The sequence below is a fragment of the Bacillus sp. S10(2024) genome (assembly GCF_050473865.1).
Classification (GTDB): domain Bacteria; phylum Bacillota; class Bacilli; order Bacillales; family Bacillaceae_G; genus Bacillus_A.
The window spans coordinates 98,877-117,495 of record NZ_JBFLUR010000002.1; the positions used below are offsets into that span (position 1 = coordinate 98,877).

The window sequence follows — 18,619 nt, forward strand, 5'->3', positions numbered from 1 at the left end:
TGAAATAAAGAGTGAAAAGCATTAGGAGGTAAGGAAATGAACAACCAAGAAATCGTTCAAAAGCTATGGAATTTATGTAATGTACTGCGTGATGACGGAATTACATATCAACAATATGTAACAGAGTTAACATACTTACTGTTCTTAAAAATGATGAAAGAACAAGAAACAGAAGGTGTTATCCCAGAAGGATATCGCTGGGATGATTTATTAGAGCAAGAAGGTACAGATTTAAAAAAATTCTATCAGCGTTTACTGCTTGAATTGGGAAATAGTTCTAATGAAAGATTAAGTCAAATTTATAGCGATGCTGCGACGAGTATTGCGGAACCAAAAAATCTAGAGAAAATTATTAAATCTATTGATGCGCTTGATTGGTACAATGCCAAAGAAGAAGGTTTAGGAAATCTGTATGAGGGTTTATTAGAGAAAAACGCAAGTGAAACAAAATCAGGAGCAGGGCAATACTTTACGCCACGTGTATTAATTGATGTAATGGTTCAATTAATAGATCCAAAACCTGGTGAGCGTTGTAATGACCCTGCAGCAGGAACATTTGGTTTTATGATTGCAGCAGACCAATATTTGAAGAATAAAACAGATAGATACTTTGATTTAGACCCAGAGGTAGTTAAGTTTCAAAAAGAAGAAGCGTTTACTGGTATGGAACTTGTGAAAGATACGCATCGCCTTGCACTAATGAATGCATTACTGCATGACATGGAAGGGCGTCTAGAACAAGGAGATACTTTATCAAGCAACGGGAAATGGATGAAGAATTTTGATGTTATTTTAACGAACCCTCCATTTGGTACAAAAAAAGGCGGAGAACGAGCGACTCGTGATGATTTAACGTTTGAAACATCCAATAAACAATTAAATTTCTTGCAGTTAATTTATAACGCATTGAAGGATGATGGACAAGCTCGTGCAGCGGTTATTCTCCCTGATAATGTTTTATTTGAAAGTGGAGTTGGTGCACAAATTCGTCGTGATTTGATGAACAAATGTAACTTGCATACTATTTTACGTTTGCCAACAGGTATTTTCTACGCACAGGGTGTTAAAACAAATGTTTTATTCTTTACAAGAGAAAAAACAGACCAAGATAATACAAAAGAAGTATGGGTATATGACCTACGTACAAACATGCCTTCGTTTGGGAAACGTACACCGTTAACAGAGGCACATTTTGAAGGGTTTATCAAAGCATACCAAGCAGCAGACCGTTCCAAAGAGGAAGACGAGCGTTGGAATGCGTTCACGCGAGAAGAAATTGCAAAAAAAGATGACAGCTTAGATATAGGATTAATTGCAGATGGATCTCTATTTGCTTATGAGAATTTACCAAACCCAATTGATTCTGCGGAAGAAGCAATTGCAAAACTGCAGCAAGCAATATATTTGTTAAACGAAGTTGTGGAAGAATTACGAGCGGTAGAAGAAGGTGAGGTAGTTATACAGTGAGTAATGAAAAAAAGATCATCGAAGAGATATTAGATGCAGCATTAGTACCAAAGGAAGAGCAGCCTTATGCAGTCCCACAGAATTGGAGATGGGTAAGATTAGGGACGATTGGTGAAATTGGTTCCAGTAAAAGAGTTTTGAAATCATCATGGGAAAGTAAGGGAGTACCTTTTTATCGAGCGAGAGAAATTGTGCGTTTGAATAAAAAAGAAGAAATAGAAAATGGGATTTTTATTTCTGAAGAATTGTATTTAGAGTTAAAATCAAAATATGGTGTTCCTAAAATGAATGATTTACTAATTACAGGAGTAGGTACCATAGGGGAAACCTATATTGTTAATAGTGAAGAGAAATTTTATTTTAAAGATGGTAATGTTATTTGGTTTAAAAATAAATTTAACCTTAATATTAAGTATATAAATTATTATTTGAAGTCGGAATTTGCTAAGAGTCTGATTAAAAAAATGTCTGCAGGGACCACAGTTGACACTTATACTATTTCAAATGCTAACAAGACGTTAATCCCACTTGCTCCAATTTTTGAACAAAAACGTATTGTTGAGAAAGTGGAGCGTCTTTTAGATAAAATTGAAGAGGCAAAGCAGTTGATTGAGGAAGCGAAGGAAACGTTTGAACTTCGTCGAGCGGCTATTTTAGATATGGCGTTTCGTGGGGAATTGACAAGGAAATGGAGAGTACAGAATGGTTGCTCCAATGTAGAAGAGCTAGTCTCTCAGATACAAAAAAACCTTAAAAAAAAAGAAATACCAATCTCTTTTACAGAAGGATTTCCAAACAAATGGTGTTCCGTTAAGTTAGGAGATATTTCTAAGATAACAATGGGACAAAGTCCAAAAGGAGATACTTATAATGATGTTGGTAACGGTACTCCTTTGATAAATGGACCAGTAGAATTTGGACCTAAAGCTTTTTCGAAAACAAAAATGATAAAATGGACTACGTCTCCTACTAAGATGTGTGAGGAAGGTGATTTGTTAATTTGTGTACGTGGTTCTACTACGGGGAGAATGAATATTGCTGGTTTTAAGGCTTGTATTGGGAGAGGTGTAGCTGCAATTAGTTCTCCACTAGTACAGGAGTTTCTTAATTTTAAAATCAACAGTATTCAATCATCTATTTATAATTTGGGTACAGGATCTACATTCCCGAACGTATCTAGTGATAAATTAAATAATATTGAGATTGCATTACCTCCCAAAGAAGAAATCGAAGAAATTATTAGGTTGCTTAAAAAGATGCTAAATTGTATGGAAAAAGAGAAGAAACAGCTTGAGAATATAGATAATGAGATTGAAGCAATGAAACAAGCAATCCTCTCCAAAGCTTTCCGAGGAGAACTTGGAACAAATGACCCAAGCGAAGAGAATGCGATTGAACTGTTAAAAGAAATATTAAAATCCTAAGTAACTAGAAGGGGCTGTCCAAAAAGGGTACGCTCCTCCAAAATGTAAAAATAGAAACATTGCTATATTAATCTAAAATATAAAGGAGTGTCACATAGTCGGGAATTTGGCTTATGAGACAGCTCCTTTTATGCATAGAAATATTATTTTTGAGAATAATATTAGTAAGTTGATAACAAAATAGAATTGATGAGAATGTGCTATTAACTATAAAAATATGAAAAATGAAAAGGAGTTTGAATGTTTTCTTAACCTTGCTTTTGTATTTCTTTTATTGTGTTGAAGTAAAAACACACTTTGCTGGTATATGGGAGTGTGTTATTTAGGATTTATATCACAATTATTTTTTATTGCTATAACAAAATCATAAAATTCTTTTTCTATATTTAATGCTATTTCTTTGGGTAGGTGATTAATTTGGATACGAAATGATAATTCCGAATCCCATTCGATGGTCACACTTTTACCGCCATAATTATACAAATTACCAAACCATACAGAATAACCATTTCTAAATTTGATATTTAGTTGTTGTCGCCAATAACGATTATCTTCAGGTTTTTCAAAATACTTGTCCATCATAGTGTAGGCGAATTTTTCGATTTTTTTCTTTAATAAGTCATTATTCATACTATCCCTCCTACTGTATAGTTTTTTAAAAACGAAAAAAATCCTTTGATTATTACTTGTTTGGGATTAATGTGCATAAATTGTAAAATTTACTTTATAATGATTAGACTACAGTTAATAGAAAAAGGAGAAATAGAGAATGGTTGATTTTAATTTTAGTAAAACGGATCATTATAATTTCAAAGATATTTTTAATAATCCATATTATTATCTACCAGATATTCCGGATGATGGAGGTATCTGGGAATATAGCAGATATCGATATCATGGAATGTACGCTGTGATTGACAATGAATGGGTAAAACCTTTAGCAAAATGGATAAAAAATGCGATGAATTCAGGTGATTGGGAGTGCATAGAGGTAATGGCAGGTAGAGGTTGGTTGGCAAGAGCTTTAAATGAACAAGGAGTTGAAGTTCGAGCTTCAGATAGTGGAGAAGACTACCTACATAGAATGAACACATTAGAATATCCTTCTAGAATGATAGATGCAGTATATGATATAGAGAAGAAATCTGCGGAAGAGGTTGTCCAAAATATTAACCTGATCAAAGAAGAAGAACCGGGCAAGAGATTTATTGTAATTATTTGTTATCCTCCTGATTCAAATGAGGATGCAACTAAATTTGTTAGACAATTACCTAAGGATACGCTAATTGTCTATATTGGAGATGAAGAATTCGAAAATACAGCAAATGAAGATTTTGATAAAGCTATTATATGGTTAAGCACAAATGAACAACACCCTGAATCTTATAGGCTTGATGGATTCCCATTAGATGCTCATGTAGAAGGTGTAGGTGGAGATGAAAAAGAAGAGAATACGGTTAACGCTTCCTTATTGTTAGGGATACCTAAAAAATAGTACAAAGTCCATTTGAAAGAGAAACTTGTTAAAAGCATAATCTTAAAAATATTGTTATTTGTGTTTCAATTAATGTATTTCTACACAGTAATAGAGGAGGTCAGGAATTGGACAAATCGTATTTCTTAAAAGACACTGCACTAGAAAATAAAGGGGATGATTCTTTTCACCATCATGATTATGTGAAAAATATTAAGCAAATCATTATGGAACATAACCCTCCTTTTAATATCGCTTTGATTGGTAAATGGGGCGTAGGTAAATCATCCATCATAAATCTATTAAAGAAAGAATTGCATGGTAAAGATGAGTATAAGGTTTTTGAGATTAATGCATGGAAATATGAAAATGATTCTCTAAAAAAAGCCTTTCTGAAGAACCTTTGGAGAAAGTTGAATGAAGACAAAAATGTGAGTGTTCTCAAACAATATCGAGAGATGTTTCGGGAATTCAGAGCAGGTGCTGTCATTGGAGATAGAACACATAATATTAGGGGATTGATTAAAGAACTAAAACCTTTACTCGTGTTATTAGGTTTTCTTTTTTTAACTTCATCAGCAGCATTTGCAGGAGTTCTTTTTATTTCGGATATAATTAATGCTTTTTTCACGGAAAATACTCTTAAAGGAAACATGGTAAATTCATTTGAGTATTTTAAGAAAAATATATGGATGCCTATTATCGTTGCACCCTTGGGTGCAATGTTACAAGATTTTGTGAAATCTTCTACGCAACAGAAAACGGCGGATATACAATTAGTTAAACCAGTAGAAACTGCTGACGAATATGAAGAACTGTTTAAAGAAGAGATTGAAAAATACAAGAAGAAAAATCCAAAGTTTAGTAAGCTTATTGTTATAGTGGATGATTTAGACCGTTTGAGTTCGAAAAAGGTAGTGGCTGCTTTGGATGCTATCAAAGCTTTTGTGGATGTAGATGAGTGTATCTTTATTGTAGCTTGTGATGAAAATATATTAATTCAGGCTTTGGAGAAGGAGAAGTTGAATAAGTCTACCGAACACATCGATGGGGAACTGTTCTTGGACAAGCTGTTCCATTTTAGAATTCCTATACCACCAATTATTGAAAGTGACATGGCGCAATATGCTTTAGACTTGGTAAGGGAGGAAGCCGAGGGATTAGTCGAATTATGTGGGGACAGATTTGACGAGATTGTAACAGATATTCTTATCCATGCCGAGGTAACCACGCCAAGGCAGGTAAAGAAGCTACTCAATACGTTTGCCAATAATCTTCTCATAGCAAAGGCACGGGAGACTGACGAAAGAAAGTTGGAAGAAAAACTTTTAACGAGCGAGCGGGGATTACGATTTTTAGCTAAGGTATCGGTTATCCAATCAGATTATAATGAGATCTATATGAATATTTCGAAAGATTTTTATTTCCTAGATGACCTTCTTGCATTTTACTACAGTAAAGAGAAGGAAAGGCTGCCGGTAAAAACAACGATTAAAAGGCTCTTTGAAAAGAAAGGCTCGACGTATAAGTTAAAGTCTGGTTATGAGGGCTTGATGAACTTTTTAATTGCACAGCAACATATTACAGTCGACAATATGGCACCGTTTATCTATTTGGCACAAGATGCAGTTGGACTAATGGCTGGTGATGAGAAGCAACGTAATATTCAAAAAAGTCTCGTAAGCGGAAATGATAAAGGTGTGCTTGCTATATTAGAACAAGAAATACATGCAGAACACGTTGCAATAGTTGTTATCGATACTGTTAAAAACTGTAGAATTAAGGATTTACCATCTGTATTAAAAGCAGCATATCAGCTTGTTGAACATATGCCGATTGAACGAAGAACGGAGCTTGCAAATGCTATTGTTCAGAGATTAATGGTAATAGGCATCCCTAATATGCGATTTTGGCAAATCGAATTGCAAAATTTGTTTAATGTTTATGTATTAGCAGAGAGCAAAGATATTGCAGAAGAGCCTCTATTATATGCCATGGATCAACTTTTTAATCAGAGTAGTGATTGGAAGACAACATTAGGAAAAGACATGACTGTTGAGGATTATATTCAACAGATTACCAATTATGTAGGTTATTTTCTTAATCATGAGGCTGAGCTACCCGAAAAGTTACGGAATAAAATAAAAACATTTATTGCATCACGAGATGAAAATTATGGTTTCTATCCGTTTATTGAACTACTAAATCTTTGTCGGCAACATCCAAACGTGTTCGCTGAATATTTTAACCTTAATTTTTATCAGCAACTTCTTTCGGATATGGAAGAGGATGAGAAACCATGGGAAGAATGGGAAGAATGTGTTGAGATATTTTTAGAGACTGCTCCTTTAATAAGAAATACGCATGAGATGGAATTTGTGAAAACAATACATCGTATTAGCGGTATTGCAGACAAATCGTTCTTATTTAAGATTCTTGACTTAGTAGAACCGGTTATCTCTAAAATAGATAAGGAAACAGGAGCTAGAATTATATATGGAATAGCTGGTAAGAAATTCGAAGAACCAAAAGATGTAATACAATTGTCTCAATTTATGAGGAAGATTCCATTTGATTTAGATACTGATAAAGAGTTAGCTAGAAGGTTAGACAAATTTATTGTAAATGAACTAGGAAAAGGTAACCAGCAGATTGCAGAGGAGATGTCGCTACTTATTGAACATATTGTTTCATTGCAAGAGGATAACTCTGAGAATTTAAGTGAAACATCTAGTTTTTTGATTGATCATGTATCTGCCTCGTCTCTATACGATAGATCATTGGAAATAGCAAACCTATATTTTACTAGTGCGCAAAGGGAAACACTCTTCAGTAACTTGATGACCCCGATTAATAATAGCGGTGCTGGTATTAATCAATTTGATAGAATAAACGCTACATATGCTATATTAGGGCGAGAAGAAAAGAATCATACTTACATCAAAAGAAATATTGAACAGGGAATTGATTATTTTACTAATCAGGGATGGTACCAATACCATGGTTGGGCAAGTGGATTTTTAAAATTATTGAAGGTAAACGCACCGCTCATTGATGAGACATATTTGGAGCGGCTGGTTAGTGCACTCCTTAGTATGATACCGAATTACCCAGATGTCGCTTTAAAAGGTTTAATGTGTATAGGAACAAATTTACCTAAAGAAAGAGCAGAGGAAGTAATTAATGTAGTGATGCAAAGGGTTGATACATATGCTGATAAGATTAATGCACTTTATTTCTTAAAATCTGTAAAAAAACATTTTACTAAGGAAAACTCTAATGCATATGCTAAATTCCTTATCGATAACATTCATGTAGAGACAAATGAATTCTTAGACGAATTGTATTCTCGATTTTCTGCACTTAGTGTGAGAAGTTTTGTAAATTTAGTCCGTAATGTTGCAGACTTATCTGAAAGCATATATCAAGATAATATAGGTGTTATTCACAGAACTGTAAGGAAATTTTTCTTAGCAAATAAGGGTGAAGAAATCGATAAGGATATTGAAAAACAATATGAGGTCTTAGACGAACTGTTGCAAAGCAACTTAAGTGTAGAGGCAATAGAGGAAATTCTTCTAAAATCGATAGATAAAAATATTGTTGCTGGAATTTTAAATTATGCAATAAACCCTGTTTTAGATTATGGACAGAGAAGCCATCAAATGAAATTATTGAATTTATGTACAGGTTACTTTCAAGCACTTAATAGAACCCATCTAACAAATTTAATTGTTGATATGATGAGGGAAAGTGACGATGGTTATATACAAGATCTTTGTGATGTACTTATCACGAAACTAAAGGATTTCAAATTTGGACATGATAAACGTCATGTATCCTCGCAAATCGTTCCAATGTTCCGAAGTGTGAATATGTCTGTAAAGGAACAGGTACTAAAGGTAGCTAAGGTGTATGGAATGACGAAAGAATTTGAACAGGCAATCCAAAAAGACGTAGTTAATGAAGACGAGAAAGCTTTGATTAATGATAAGTTGTTTTCAAAGAAGAAGCGGAAGGCACTTTTTAGTTAGGAAAAAACTATATGTTTCAGCAAATAAGAAAAGGACTGTTCGATGAAAAGTAAGTAGTTTCGATACTGTGGAAAAAATTATTAAATAGCGATAGATTCAAAGAAATTGTTAAAAAGATAAGCTTTGGGTAAGCCTTAAAGCAGATCAAATGAAAAAAGGGGGGGATTCTCTCCCCCTCTTTCATGTTTTTATTATGCTTCTATACCTGCTTCCATCTCATCTAATACATTTTCCTTCAAATAAAAAAAGGCTGTTACCTCTTTTTCTGTCATACCTCAATAATCATGTATACCATTTAGTAACAACCACTCAGCGTTACCTACTATATTTCGGTAACGTTTCTGCTCTATTTCGTTCGGTATCATCATAAGCATTTCTTCAAGACTAGTAATCACAAACCTACTGTGATCCTCACCAATAAAATATACTGTTATGCAATCAGTAGCCTTATGAATTTCAAAACGATACATAACTTTTATAATTGAATTGACTTTCGAAGTTAAAAAACATCTTTGAAACAAAGATGCTCTATTTCTGTCAATATAAAAGTCTATACAAATATGGTATAATTTTCATGTTTTATTAAGTATAGAGAGGATGCAGGCGATGGGGAAATTTCAAAGTAATTTTCAAACGGCAGGACAAATCGCGACGCAAATGGGAACTGCTGCTGATACGATTCAAAGTGCCACAAGTAGATCGATAACAAAATCGTCACGTACAACGTTATCGGTTAACTCCAAAGCACAAGAAGCGAATCAACAAGCTTTGGAATTAACGAAACACTTTTATAGCGCCTTTCAACAAGCCGCTAGCAACATTCATTCTGTAGCCCAGGAATTTGAGCGTATGGATAACGAACTTCAAAGAATGTTCAAGTGAGATAGCAACCTACATAAACATGGAAAAGTAGGAGTGAAAAAATGAGTCAAGATATCCAAAAACAAATGAGTCAACTAAATTATAAAGTAAGAATTGTATCTGAAGACCAATATCAAAATCAACGCGCTATTCAAAAGCAAGAACAAGCAGAAGCAGATTTTTATGAATGGAAAGGTCAAAGCTATCGCTTGTTTGATCGTTTATTAGAAACTTGGCATAACGATAGAGAACTAGGACAATTTTTTCATAATATGCGTCAAGATGCAGGGCAAATTGAACGAAAACTTACATACGAATTGGAAGAGCAAAAAGTAGCGTTGCTAAAGGAGAAACAAAACCTAAGCAATCTAGAAAATGACCTTCATCATCAACGTCAAAAGTTAGCATTGGAGGTGAAGTCATGAGTTTAAACATGTATCTAGGTGAAGTACAAGCTCAGACACAGAGTATGAATGCTTTTTGTACTGCAACTATTCAAGGGATGGAACAAGCTATCAGTTCGATTAATGCCTTTGTAAGCGATAATATCCTGCAAGGACAAACTTATGACAGCGCAAAAGTATTCTTTATGCAAACTTTTCACCCATTGGCACAAGGAATCATTTACTTATGTGAAGAATTAATTCGCCAGAATAATGCCTTTCCGAGTGATTTCCAATCTCGAGTCGCTACAACAGATGTCATTGAAGAAGAAATAAAGGAACAGATGTTACAAATTGACCGAACGAAAGCAGGTATTGAAGGAATTAGCAATGTCCTTCCGGCTATGCAGGTTATGGTGGGTATGTTTGATGCAATGAAACAAAAGTTGCAAGAAAAATTGGAACATCTGTATGAATTCAATTATACTTCTAGTAGTAACTATGATACAGCAATTCAACTAGCTGCCAGCATTGCACGAGGTCTTGCTGAAGTTCAAAGCGGGAAAGGTTTTAGTCCTGCATCAGGGACATTTAGTACACGAGAACTAAATATGGATTGGGCAGCTCCTATTCAAGAAATTATAGCAAAACGTGAAGCAGAATGGTTTTCCAGTCAAGAGGTTGAAGATCTCGGTCAATCTGATTTCATGAAGAATGACAAGACTACATTAGATCAATTTAAAGAAGGATGGCAAATCGGTTCTGGACGAGCTGTTGGAGACGAAATCGAAGGTCTTAAAGCATTGAGTGACAAGGAAACGTGGGAAGATATGGTGTATGCTGCATCGCACCCTTTTAATACCCTTAGAACCATGTACAATGTCCTTTCAGATTCATATATTAAGAATGTAAAAAATGGTGATTTTGAAGATGCTGTAATATGGTTCAGTTATGGGGCAACACAATTCGCAATAGGTGCACTTTTTGATAAAGGTATTGGTACAATCGCAACAGTGTTAAAAGGAGCCAGATATGCAAGAGTAAAGGACATCAAAGTACCACGTATACAACAAACTGTTACAAATTGGGTTGATAATTTAAGCATAGAAAATCGACTTGCTTTTGCTGGTATGAATTCATTCACAAATGAAGGACTTTCAACTAAAGATTTCTTTGTTAGAGCAAGTAGTGGAACAAGTAACGGACTAAATAATACTCTTGGCAAAGGAGCGAATGTAAATAACAATGTAGGTAATGCCAAAAGACCAGGGGGATATCAAAAAGGAGATATAGATGAACATGGCTATTTAAGTCCAGCGGTTAATCGGGCTCCAGGAAATAAAAATATAGCTGCTGATAATCGAATACAGTCACATCACCCTATACAAAATGAGTGGGCTAAAAAGTGGGCTAAAAATGGTGACTTCGATTATAACGAAAAGAAAGCTCAAGCAATACTTTTACCATCAAGTTCTGGTTTGCCACATGCGAAAATTTCTGCTATGCAACGAAAACGAAGAAGAATTGAGGGGTATGATACTGATATACGCTATGAATTTAATGTAAGCTATAGGGAAATGATTGAGGCAGGGGTTGATCAAAAAGTTGCAAGAAAGGTATTAGTTGATGCTTATAAATATTTTGATAGTTTAGGAGGTTTTATAAAAGAATGATAGACTTATCTAAAATTCCTGATTTAATAAAAAATAACCCAGCAAGTGATATTGAAATTCAAGAATTAGAAGATCTGATGAAAATGGAATTTCCTAATGCATATAAGGATTTATTGAGATATACGAATGGTTTTTCAGTTGGTGGAGGTTTAACTATTTATGGTACTGAGGATATTCTAGAACGAAATGAGACTTGGGAAGTAACTGAATATGCAAGTGGGTATGTTTCTATCGGTGATGATGGTAGTGGTAATGTTTTTTTAATGTTGCAAAGTGCAGATGTAAAAGAAGTATTGGTTGTTGATTCTGGTGATATGGATCCCAATCATGCTACTGTAATTACCTTAGATTTTAGTGATTGGGTAAATGCAGGGTGTTTAAATGAAAAGATACAGAAGATAGCAGTGGAATTTCCTGATACGTGTAATATAGTATTAGTAGAAACTCCTAATGGAGGATTAAAAGACTTAGTAAAAATAAAAAGTGTATTAGCACTTGACATTTCAACAGGGGATTTATTAAAGGGGTCAAAAAATCTTCCTTTTATATTAGTGAAGAAATTTCCATATGGTAAGGCAAAAAAATTAATTGAAAAATTAGGACCTGTTGGTGTAGCCCTAAGTGCAGTACCTACTGATATAAATAATTAGTATTAAATATAGACACACTGGTGATATTGTAAGTCTTGAAGGTGAAGTGGATCTTCCTACACCACAAGCATAACATTTGAATAGAGTTAAAGAACAAGCCGCCCACCTAAAAATGGGCGGCTTTAAATATCTTAAATCTCAAAGGAGAGTAAAAATGAAAATTTGGGAATTGAGAAGTTCATTTGATGACTATGAATCCTTTCAACTATTGAATTTAGAAGAAGATTCTAAAAAGTATTTTGAAGGAAAAATTGATTCGGCAGTAAAAACTTCTGATTCATGGGGAGAAATACGTATTAAATGTGTAGAAGAAGGAAATCAAAGTGATTTCCCTCATTTTTGGGGAGAAGTTGGTACACCAATGGTTAGTAAGAAAGCTAAAAAATTCTTAGAGTCTATGCTTGGTAATAATGTAGAATTCCTTCCCCTAATTCATGATGTGACGGGAGAAGTGTATTATATAATTAACGTTTTAAATGCAATAGATGCTATTGACTATGAAAAAGCTATACTAAAGAAACTACGTTCTGGCTTAATAATAGATTTCAAAAAATACGCATTCTTACCTAATATGCTTAAGAACCAAACAATATTTAAAGTTTACTTAAATGAAATATTACACACTCCTTCTGTTTTTGTCTCAGATGAATTAAGAAATGCAATTTTAGAAAGTGATTTAAAAGGTTTTGAATTTATTGAGGTATGGGATTCAGAATCAAGTATGTAATCAAAGTTCTAGTTTCATCATGTTATAAACTAAAGAAAATCCGACTCAATCTAATATGAGTCGGATTTGTTATTACTTCACACTAGCCGTAATGTAATACGTCACACCTTTCGAATTATGCACGCGGTATTGCGGATACCCATCGACATTTACCTTCGCATCGATAGTACAGCCGAATCCTGCGTCGACTGTACCGGCTACATACGACTTGTCCCACGTAGCTTTCGTATAGAAGTTAAGATCGTTTACTTTCGATACGACGCGCTTGTTGATTGCGTTATTATTACCGCCAGACGCTTCGCTTTGAGTATAACGAATATAAGACAGATCATACTTCACCCATTGGTCGCCACCTAGGTTTAACCACTTTCCGTCAGTGCCGTCTTTTTCAGCGAACACTTTATACGCTTCTCCTCGTTGTAGTTTTCGAAGTACGCCGTAATTAGTACCTGGACCTTTGCGTAAGTTAACGTTAGTACCTTCGATATATGCAATACCGTTTGCTTGTTTTACTACATTAGACGCTTCCGAAGGTGCATTATTTACGATAGTATCACCATAGTTGTTATAACGTCTGCTCTAAATTATGTCATAGACACGCCATGAGACAATAGGCGCAGGACTAATTGGTGATAAAGGAATAAGTGAAATTGCAACAGTGTTAAAAGGAGCCAGATATGCAAAAGTAAAGGATGTCAAAGTACCACGTATACAACAAACTGTTACAAATTAGGTTGATAATTTAAGCATAGAACATCGATTGGCGTCTGCGGATACAAATGGACTTAATCTAAGGTCTAGTTTTAATTCTACTGCTTTTGAAGCTGAAGAAAAATTATCAACTTATCAGTTCGCTAGAGGAGAAAGTAACTCTACTAAGCTAGATACAAGCAAAGAAGTCGAATCTACACTTATTCACTCGGTTGAAGAACAACCTTTAAATTACGCATCTAAAGGAGACTTTACATTTGATCCTAAGACAAATACAATTAATAAATTTAAAAGTGGTGGACATGGACAAGAAAATATAGATTTCTTGAAACAACATGGTATTCAATATAACATTGAACATACATATGGGAACGGCATCAGAATTGGAAATGTTCCTGATCATAAATCTAAACCCAAACGAACAGGTACAGGTCAAGCATGGTTTCCCGAATCCTGGACTAGAAACGATATAAAAGAAGCTGGTGAATATGTTGCTAACCTTCAAGAAAATATAAATGTAAAAGACGGAAATATGATATTTGGTGAATATAAAGGTGTTAGAGTTGGAGTAATAAAAACAAACGGTAAGATTGTAACTGTATTCCCAGATGGAACAAAACAACTTTAAAAATGCAAATAAAGGAGAATTAATTATGTTTGAAGAACAAGTAAGAAAAATTATAGAGGAACGAAAGGCAGTTCATCCTGAAAATATTTTTAAAATTGAAAAAAATGGGGAGAACTTGCAGAATTATTAAGCGAAGATATTGAGCAAACTATTAAATTTTTAGATACCGCTTCAGAAGAAGAGGTAGAATGGATTAGTGAAGTATTTGAGGATGTAGATTTTGACGAAAAAACTAAAGAATACGTGGAGTGTTTAAAACGTTTAGTACAAAAATTTCCGAACTCTACAATAAGACCATCTGTTGAAGTTGTAGAAAAAATGATATTTTAAATACAATCGAATTTAGATGAATAGATTCAATCTCACATTGCGATATATATAGATATCGCATTTAAAAAAAGCAGCTATATCATGCACTTAGAAGCGTATACAGCTGCTTTTTATTAAGCAGAACATAGATTATTGGTTTAATTAATTATTATAAGCCCTAATTTACTTTAATTGAAATATAAGCGCCATGAACTCAATAGTTATCATAAAAAAATCAAATAAAATCAGAAAAACTATATAAAAATGGACGAAAATCCTGATTATTATATCTAATAAAATAATAAATAAAAATTCGAATTTCAAAGTTGGTGGACGTTTTTGCTCCCCTAAAATTATTGAATGGTGAATTAAAATCAAATAAACCGAAGAAGGAGTAATCTTATTTATACTAGAAGAATAGCAAAGGAGGGTGAAAATGAAAATTTGGGAATTGAGAAGTTTGTTTGATGACTATGCATCCTTTCAACTATTGAATTATAAAGAAGACAAAAAATATTTTGAAGGGAAGTTCAACTCTACAGCAGTTTTATTAGATTCATGGGGAGAAATATTCATTGAATGTATAGAAGAAGGCAGTCAAAGCGACTGTCCGCATTTTTGGGGAGAAACTGGTTCAATAATGATTAGTGAACAAGCAAAAAATTTATTAGAGCCTTTAATAGGTGCTAATGTTGAATTTCTTCCACTTGTTCATAATAAAATAAATGAAGTATATTATCTAGTCCATGTTTTAAATGTACTAGATGCAATTGACAGTAATAAAGCAATCTTTAAAAAATTAATCACAGGTCTAGTAATAGGATGTGAAAAATTCGCATTTATTCCTAATACTGTTCACAATGAAATGATTTTTAAAGTATATATAAATCAAAGAATTCATCCTACTTCGGTTTTCGTATCAGATGAATTTAGAAATACAATTTTAAAAAGTGATTTAAAAGGCTTTAAATTTATTGAGGTATGGGATTCCGAATCGAATATGTAATCAAAGTTCTAGTTTCATCATGTTATAAACTAAAGAAAATCCGACTCATATTAGATTGAGTCGGATTTTCTATTACTTCACATTAGGTGTGTTGATTATTCAAAAATAGGAAGAACCCTCCCTTGAAATGGTTTTGTTCATATTCAATCTTGCAGTCGCTGTTGGTAACATAAACAAATATATACATACAATATTTTAAGTTTCTGTACCCAAATCTCTGTGAATCATTAAGGCTTTAAAAATAAAATTCTCGATGATTATAAAGAATAACAATAAGAGTTGTTATAAAATAGATAAAGGATACATATGTAAACGCCAGAATAAGTTTTACACTTTTAGCCACGTTTGTCTCTCAATTGGATAAGAAGGTAAGATAGTCTTATAGTAACAGTCTTGAAGCTTTGGTTCTTTTAATACCAAGGCTTCAAGGCTGTTTATCATTCCTGTAGAGGCTCCATGTCAAGTGGGCTATGCGCAATCTTAAGTGTAAAAGAGGACTTGGAGGAAAATGTAAAATTTGTCTTGGTGGTTACAAAATATTGAGATTCGAGAAAGTTCTCTCGTATCACGTTTTGTGAAAAAAGTTTCTCCAATCTCAACCTTAGTGAATTTTGGTCTCAGATTTTATGAAATCAGGTGTTGATGTATTAAGGCTTTCGGCAGTGGGTTGTCTCAAACTTTATGAAGGACACCATACTCAAACAATTATTGCAGATAAAAAAGATGGTATGATGTATACAACGCTATGTGCTAAGGTTGTAAAAGAGTTTCCAAATATAAAAGACATACAAATTGAGTGGATTTCATAATGCTTTTTAAAAGAAAGGCTCTGTTAATATTAATTGTTGACTTTCGGACAAAAGAAACCCCCCTCTTATAGAGAGCAGTTTTACTTATATTCATTCTTATGCAAATTCTGAAGCATATTCTTTGTATATCTTTAATGTATTAAGCAATCGAGCTGATTCAATCATGATTTCGTTTGATGAATCAGTTACACAAATGACAATAAATCGATTACCATTTCTGTCTCCAAACAATCCTTCTGATTCAAGTTCCATTAACACATTTAACAATTCATTCAACAGTGTATTTACTCGCATGTTAAAGTCATCTTCGACGGTTTCATGATATTTCTTAATAATTTTGTTCACTTCATCAAACATTCCGAAATCGTCCCATTCGCTCCACTCAACAGCTCCATATCTATAATAATTGTATAAAGGGTCCGATTTATTAACTTTGATCAGTCTTTCTTTATTAGCCACTGGTCCAATGCTATTAACACAATCGTCTGTTAATATGGAGTACCCATATATTGTGTCAACACCACACCTAGTTATAAGTTCGTTATAATGACAACGAATTGCATTTTTCAACTCAACATATAAACTTTCTTGAAGATGCATTTTCACCGTATTTCCTCCGTTCTTTTTGTAGCGACATGTTGTTACATACTTCAATCTTAACATGAAAGTCAACATTAAACGTTAACTGAGCCAAAAGAAAAAAGAGTACATGAAGAATAATTTCTTAGGTACTCTTTTTTCCTACAGTTACGTCATGTATTAAAAAGCTTCTTTTTATGTAACAATTAATTGAATATAAAATATTAAATCTATGTCTTTGAGAAAGAATACTATGCATATTTTGATTATTATAAGCATGAGCATGATATTTTTCTATTCTTATCTGTACATGTTCTTTGTTGTTGCCGAATGTCTTCCAGTTGACAGGCTGAATGTAATTTGAAAGAAATATGGGTTTTATGTTTTTTATACCAAACGGCTCAAGAGCATACATATCATCAAAAAAAAATTGTGGGATCTCTTGTATAGATAATTGGCTACTATAACGAATCAATGGGCTGTGGAGTTCTTGTTTCATAGCAGCTATTTGAATAGCGCTTCGAAATTGTTCAATGTGTATTAATTCATTTTTTATAGAAAAGCCTGCAGCACATGTGTGACCGCCATATTTTTTAAGATAACTTTTACATTCATCGATAACTTTAATAATAGAAAATGATGTTCCGTTTACACTTCGAGCAGAACCAACACCTTTTTGAGAAATTATAATAGTTGGTTTTTTGTAGAATTCAGCAATTCGAGAAGCTAATAATCCAATTAGTCCATAATGATAATCGCCATATAATACAATGACTTTATCCAAATGATAATGTGATTTCTGAATGTGTTGCTGCGCAATTAAAAATTGTGTTTGTGTAAGAACTTTCCGTTGTTGGTTTATGGAAATTAATTTTTGGACGTCTTGAATAGTTGCTCCAGATTGTTTTAACATATTAGCTGCGATATTGGGATCTCCAATTCGACCAATGGCATTAAATATAGGTGCAATTTGAAAAGAAAGAACATTACTATCAATTTTTTTTATTTTGAGAAAATCAAATAGCATTCTTAATACATAATGAGGGCTATAATTCATTTTTCTAATCCCTAGTGAACAAATTGTTCTATTTTCACCACATAAGGGCATTAAATCAGCAATGGTACCTAAAGCAGCAAGCTCTAAATGCTCAAAAGCATATTTTTCCCAAGGAATATTAGCTTTTTGCAAAATAGCTTGTGTGAGTTTCAAAGCCACTCCGGCTCCGGACAAATCTGAGAATGGATAGGAATTATCTTTTCTTTTAGGATTAATGAAAGAATAGCAGTTAGGTCTTGAGCCTAGTACCTCATGGTGATCGGTTACAATTACATCAATATTCCTTTCCCTAGCCAAATCTACTGCTGGGTAAGCACTAGACCCGTTATCTACAGTAATAATAAGTCCAATATCATCTCGTAGGCGTTGTACAAATTCGATTGAAAGTCCATATCCATTTTCGCGGAGCGGTAAGTATGTATAGACATGAGCTCCTAACTTTTTTAATGTAGAAAATAATATAGAAGATGAGGTAATCCCATCGCAATCATAGTCACCGAATATTACAATTTTTTCTTTATTCTCAATTGCTTTCATAATTCTATGTACAGCCTGATCCATTTCATTCATTAAAAAAGGATTGTGCAAATGAGAAATATTTGGATAAAAATAATCTTCTAATTGTTTTTTACAAGTTAGCCCCTGTATATATAAATGATATATAAGGAGGGGATGTATATCAAAATGACGTGATAAATAATAAATCCAGCTTTTTTCGGGATGGTTATCTAAAGAGTGAAACATCGGTATCCATTTATTCATGTGAATCCTCCCATATAATATAAAAAACGAGAACATAATCCATTTAATAGGTATGTTCTCGTTTT

General features: G+C 33.5%; 15 protein-coding genes and 1 pseudogene. 12 read left to right on the plus strand and 4 right to left on the minus strand.

From position 1 onward, the window contains the following. Positions 1-36: 36 nt before the first annotated feature. Both AB1280_RS00560 and AB1280_RS00565 read left to right on the plus strand, forming a co-directional pair. The gene (locus tag AB1280_RS00560; protein WP_429754558.1) at positions 37-1,467 is read left to right on the plus strand and encodes an N-6 DNA methylase; all 1,431 of its coding nucleotides are present in this window, start codon (positions 37-39) and stop codon (positions 1,465-1,467) included. Continuing rightward, complete coding sequence (locus AB1280_RS00565) at positions 1,464-2,891, plus strand: restriction endonuclease subunit S (RefSeq protein ID WP_429754559.1); 1,428 nt, start codon at positions 1,464-1,466, stop codon at positions 2,889-2,891. The genes AB1280_RS00560 and AB1280_RS00565 overlap by 4 nt, the downstream gene beginning before the upstream one ends. A gap of 318 nt (positions 2,892-3,209) precedes the next feature. Here AB1280_RS00565 and AB1280_RS00570 read toward each other — a convergent pair whose 3' ends face one another. After that, positions 3,210-3,521 carry a hypothetical protein gene (locus tag AB1280_RS00570; protein WP_429754560.1) on the minus strand — a complete coding sequence of 104 codons (312 nt, stop codon included), beginning with the start codon at positions 3,519-3,521 and terminating at the stop codon, positions 3,210-3,212. Positions 3,522-3,660: 139 nt separating this feature from the next. On the opposite strand from AB1280_RS00570, the gene AB1280_RS00575 reads away from it, so the two are divergent. The 7 genes from AB1280_RS00575 (at position 3,661) to AB1280_RS00605 (ending at position 12,693) form a co-directional block, all read left to right on the plus strand. Further along, positions 3,661-4,386: a hypothetical protein gene (locus AB1280_RS00575; RefSeq protein WP_429754561.1), complete on the plus strand. Its 726-nt coding sequence runs from the start codon at positions 3,661-3,663 to the stop codon at positions 4,384-4,386. Between the two features lie 107 nt (positions 4,387-4,493). Further along, positions 4,494-8,399, plus strand: coding sequence for a KAP family P-loop NTPase fold protein (locus AB1280_RS00580; RefSeq protein ID WP_429754562.1), 3,906 nt, complete (start codon positions 4,494-4,496; stop codon positions 8,397-8,399). A 606-nt stretch (positions 8,400-9,005) separates the two neighbouring features. Next, positions 9,006-9,281, plus strand: a complete 276-nt coding sequence (locus AB1280_RS00585; protein ID WP_429754563.1) for a TIGR04197 family type VII secretion effector — start codon at positions 9,006-9,008, stop codon at positions 9,279-9,281. A gap of 41 nt (positions 9,282-9,322) precedes the next feature. After that, positions 9,323-9,685 (plus strand): DUF3958 family protein, encoded by a 363-nt coding sequence (locus AB1280_RS00590; RefSeq protein ID WP_429754564.1) that lies wholly within the window; start codon positions 9,323-9,325, stop codon positions 9,683-9,685. Further along, complete coding sequence (locus AB1280_RS00595) at positions 9,682-11,316, plus strand: T7SS effector LXG polymorphic toxin (protein ID WP_429754565.1); 1,635 nt, start codon at positions 9,682-9,684, stop codon at positions 11,314-11,316. Before AB1280_RS00590 ends, AB1280_RS00595 begins: the two co-directional genes overlap by 4 nt. Further along, the gene (locus AB1280_RS00600; RefSeq protein ID WP_429754566.1) at positions 11,313-11,966 is read left to right on the plus strand and encodes an SMI1/KNR4 family protein; all 654 of its coding nucleotides are present in this window, start codon (positions 11,313-11,315) and stop codon (positions 11,964-11,966) included. The genes AB1280_RS00595 and AB1280_RS00600 overlap by 4 nt, the downstream gene beginning before the upstream one ends. Positions 11,967-12,120: 154 nt before the next feature. Then, a complete protein-coding gene (locus AB1280_RS00605; protein ID WP_429754567.1) occupies positions 12,121-12,693 on the plus strand; it encodes an imm11 family protein in 573 nt (190 codons plus the stop codon). Between the two features lie 72 nt (positions 12,694-12,765). Here AB1280_RS00605 and AB1280_RS00610 read toward each other — a convergent pair. Then, positions 12,766-13,251 (minus strand): annotated as a pseudogene (locus tag AB1280_RS00610) (SH3 domain-containing protein); the annotation flags it as partial. A gap of 202 nt (positions 13,252-13,453) precedes the next feature. Between AB1280_RS00610 and AB1280_RS00615 the strand changes: the two are divergent. From AB1280_RS00615 to AB1280_RS00625, 3 genes are all read left to right on the plus strand, one after another. Continuing rightward, positions 13,454-14,032: an EndoU domain-containing protein gene (locus AB1280_RS00615; protein WP_429754568.1), complete on the plus strand. Its 579-nt coding sequence runs from the start codon at positions 13,454-13,456 to the stop codon at positions 14,030-14,032. Positions 14,033-14,777: 745 nt separating this feature from the next. Further along, the gene (locus tag AB1280_RS00620) at positions 14,778-15,347 is read left to right on the plus strand and encodes an imm11 family protein (RefSeq protein WP_429754569.1); all 570 of its coding nucleotides are present in this window, start codon (positions 14,778-14,780) and stop codon (positions 15,345-15,347) included. 626 nt (positions 15,348-15,973) lie between these two features. Then, positions 15,974-16,156 (plus strand): hypothetical protein, encoded by a 183-nt coding sequence (locus AB1280_RS00625; protein ID WP_429754570.1) that lies wholly within the window; start codon positions 15,974-15,976, stop codon positions 16,154-16,156. Between the two features lie 96 nt (positions 16,157-16,252). On the opposite strand, the gene AB1280_RS00630 is transcribed toward AB1280_RS00625, so the two are convergent. Beyond that, complete coding sequence (locus AB1280_RS00630; protein ID WP_429754571.1) at positions 16,253-16,762, minus strand: DUF4303 domain-containing protein; 510 nt, start codon at positions 16,760-16,762, stop codon at positions 16,253-16,255. A 118-nt stretch (positions 16,763-16,880) separates the two neighbouring features. Then, positions 16,881-18,554 (minus strand): single-stranded-DNA-specific exonuclease RecJ, encoded by a 1,674-nt coding sequence (gene recJ / locus AB1280_RS00635; RefSeq protein WP_429754572.1) that lies wholly within the window; start codon positions 18,552-18,554, stop codon positions 16,881-16,883. Positions 18,555-18,619: the final 65 nt, after the last annotated feature.

What these genes read in the sequence shown, in the direction of transcription:
- AB1280_RS00560 (WP_429754558.1), top strand. Translation starts at nt 37, where the DNA reads ATGAACAACCAAGAAATCGTTCAAAAGCTATGGAATTTATGTAATGTA.
- AB1280_RS00570 (WP_429754560.1), bottom strand. Translation starts at nt 3,521, where the DNA reads ATGAATAATGACTTATTAAAGAAAAAAATCGAAAAATTCGCCTACACT.
- AB1280_RS00575 (WP_429754561.1), top strand. Translation starts at nt 3,661, where the DNA reads ATGGTTGATTTTAATTTTAGTAAAACGGATCATTATAATTTCAAAGAT.
- AB1280_RS00585 (WP_429754563.1), top strand. Translation starts at nt 9,006, where the DNA reads ATGGGGAAATTTCAAAGTAATTTTCAAACGGCAGGACAAATCGCGACG.
- AB1280_RS00590 (WP_429754564.1), top strand. Translation starts at nt 9,323, where the DNA reads ATGAGTCAAGATATCCAAAAACAAATGAGTCAACTAAATTATAAAGTA.
- AB1280_RS00595 (WP_429754565.1), top strand. Translation starts at nt 9,682, where the DNA reads ATGAGTTTAAACATGTATCTAGGTGAAGTACAAGCTCAGACACAGAGT.
- AB1280_RS00600 (WP_429754566.1), top strand. Translation starts at nt 11,313, where the DNA reads ATGATAGACTTATCTAAAATTCCTGATTTAATAAAAAATAACCCAGCA.
- AB1280_RS00605 (WP_429754567.1), top strand. Translation starts at nt 12,121, where the DNA reads ATGAAAATTTGGGAATTGAGAAGTTCATTTGATGACTATGAATCCTTT.
- AB1280_RS00620 (WP_429754569.1), top strand. Translation starts at nt 14,778, where the DNA reads ATGAAAATTTGGGAATTGAGAAGTTTGTTTGATGACTATGCATCCTTT.
- AB1280_RS00625 (WP_429754570.1), top strand. Translation starts at nt 15,974, where the DNA reads ATGAAATCAGGTGTTGATGTATTAAGGCTTTCGGCAGTGGGTTGTCTC.
- recJ (WP_429754572.1), bottom strand. Translation starts at nt 18,554, where the DNA reads ATGAATAAATGGATACCGATGTTTCACTCTTTAGATAACCATCCCGAA.